This is a genomic window from Chloroflexus sp., from assembly GCF_034432675.1.
Taxonomy (GTDB): domain Bacteria; phylum Chloroflexota; class Chloroflexia; order Chloroflexales; family Chloroflexaceae; genus Chloroflexus.
This window is the reverse complement of sequence record NZ_DAOUBI010000253.1, coordinates 1-2,206: the sequence shown is the minus strand read 5'-3', so window position 1 is coordinate 2,206 and position 2,206 is coordinate 1. Positions and strand designations below refer to the sequence as shown.

General features: G+C 59.5%; 2 protein-coding genes. Both read right to left on the bottom strand.

The genetic code is table 11. The features are described from left to right. Positions 1-136 precede the first annotated feature (136 nt). Positions 137-373 carry a DUF4160 domain-containing protein gene (locus VAE55_RS18980; protein WP_322817285.1) on the bottom strand — a complete coding sequence of 79 codons (237 nt, stop codon included), beginning with the start codon at positions 371-373 and terminating at the stop codon, positions 137-139. Positions 374-812: 439 nt separating this feature from the next. Further along, entirely contained in the window at positions 813-1,976 is a 1,164-nt protein-coding gene (solA, locus tag VAE55_RS18975) for an N-methyl-L-tryptophan oxidase (protein ID WP_322817284.1), read from the bottom strand. Positions 1,977-2,206 lie beyond the last annotated feature (230 nt).

Genomic DNA, 2,206 nt, shown 5'->3' with positions numbered 1-2,206 from the left:
CACCGGCCCTGCCAGCACCGGCTTGAAATTGATCTCTCGAACTATTCCATCGTCAAACGTGATGCGCAGTGTGTATGGGCCGGTGATTTCACATCCAACCACCCGGTAGATTGCATGTCCCATCTCGCTCACCCCTTTAGCGCAGCGGTTCTATCTTGTATACTGCCCGTCCTGCTTGCAACCGCTCCCAATTCTCTTGCAGTTCGCTCTGGTGCAACTTTGCCCATGCTTCCACAAGTCGTTGTTCTCGACGCGGCAACTCACCACTTATCATCTCTATTGGGTCGATGCTGTATACCGCAGCATGGTTCTGGTAATACACGTGGAAGTGCGGAACGTGATGGGGTACACCTGGCTCCGGGTACATGCGGATGATAGAACCTATTTCAAAAATGTCTTCTTATGCTAGAATCTGTTTCAAAAAAACATTGAGAAGTTATCTCATCAATGACTGACAGACTCTACGATTGTGACCAGTACAAACGGCATTTTCGTGGCCATCCAGTTCAACTGCGGGCCACGGGCCGGATCGTAAGCACGGCTGGCGCGGCAGCATGGCTGCCGCACGCCAAACTTCGCGACACGTGTATGATAAGCGGGTAAGGCAACCCATCCAGCGCGTGATGGTACAACCGGAGCTGCGCTCTGCCAACGGGAAATGAGCAGGATCAACTATCGTTTTTTTGGGAAATAAGTTTTACTGATGGCTTGAGGCATGAGCGTTTTCTATATCATCCAGTTCGGCAGCACGTGGGAAAACGTTATAACGGCTTAAGTTGAGCAAAAACTCAACGCCTCATTAACCCCAACCCTCACCCCGCCTGCTGCGCCCGAAACCGCAGTGGATCGAACAGTCGGATCGGGTGGCGGGTGGTGCCATCAATGGCGAGGTCGGTCATGATTTCGCCCATCACGCTGGCGAATTTGAAGCCATGTCCAGAACACGGCGAGGCAATGACGACGTTGGGGTGTTGCGGGTGCAAACCGACGATGAAGTGCTGATCGGGGGTGGTGGTGTACATACAGACCACCGCAGTCAGGTGGTTGCCGTTCAGTGCCGGAATGCGGTCAGCGATGGCGTTACGCATGGTCGCGATCTCTGCCGGATGCACGACCCGATCAACCGTATCGGGATCGCACGGTTCACCGGCGCGGAAGAGGGCTACCTTGACGCCGCCGGGTGGCCCTTCCTGGTGGGGAAAACCGTAGAACTGGATGCCGTCCTCTGTCTCCCAGATATAGATCGGGAAGCGGTCGGGCAGAAATGGCTCCAGGCCACCGGTGGGGGCGAACCAGTGCAGGGTTTGGCGTTCGACCACCAGCGGCAGGTCGAGGTCAGCCAGGAGACGCGGTGCCCATGGGCCGGGTGTGATGATCAGGCGTTCGGCGACGTAGCGGCCACGCGAGGTTGTGACGGTCACGCTAGCGGTGTCGGCTTCCCAGGTCAGCACCGGTTCTTCAGCGTGAATCTCGGCGCCGAGCGCCGCTGCGCATTGTAGGTGCGCGATGACGCTGGCTTCCGGGCAGAGGAAGCCGGCCTGGTGTTCGTAGAGCGCAATGGTGCCCTCGGTCGGGTGCAGCGCCGGGAAGCGACGCCGGATCGCAGCGGCGTCGAGGAGTTCGTACTCCAGCCCGTGTTCCCGGGCACTGCGAAGCGCTCCGGCAACGGTGTGGCTGTCAGGGGGGCCGATCATCAAGCCGCCGGTGATGGTCAACAGGTGCGTACCGCTATCGTGTTCAATCTGCCGCCATAGCTCGTAAGCGCACAAAAGTAACGGCACATAGGCCGGGTCTTCAAAATATGCCTGGCGAATGATGCGGGAGCGTCCGTGGCTGGAGCCGAGGGTGTGGGCAAGGGTGTGGCGCTCGATACCAAGGACGCGCTGCCCGCGCCGGGCGGCGTGATACGCTGCCGCGCTTCCCATTCCGCCGAGGCCGATAATGATGATGTCGTAGGTCGGTTTCATACCGTGCATTGTACCACACGCTGCGGGCAGGGATGGTGGGTGAGCGGTTTGTTCCCCCGCTACCAGTGCTGCAAGCCGCAGGCATGGGTGAGGCGTCAGTATGGAGTGCGGCAGCCATGCGGCCGCGCCAGCCGTGGGGTAGCGCTAGCCTGCTCTGCCGTCTGTGTTCTGAGCCGTAGGCAGGGGTGAGGCGTCAGTATGGAGTGCGGCAGCCATGCGGCCGCGCCAGCCGTGCTGCG

Excerpts from the sequence above, each read along its gene's own strand:
- solA (WP_322817284.1), bottom strand. The coding sequence starts at position 1,976 with ATGCACGGTATGAAACCGACCTACGACATCATCATTATCGGCCTCGGC.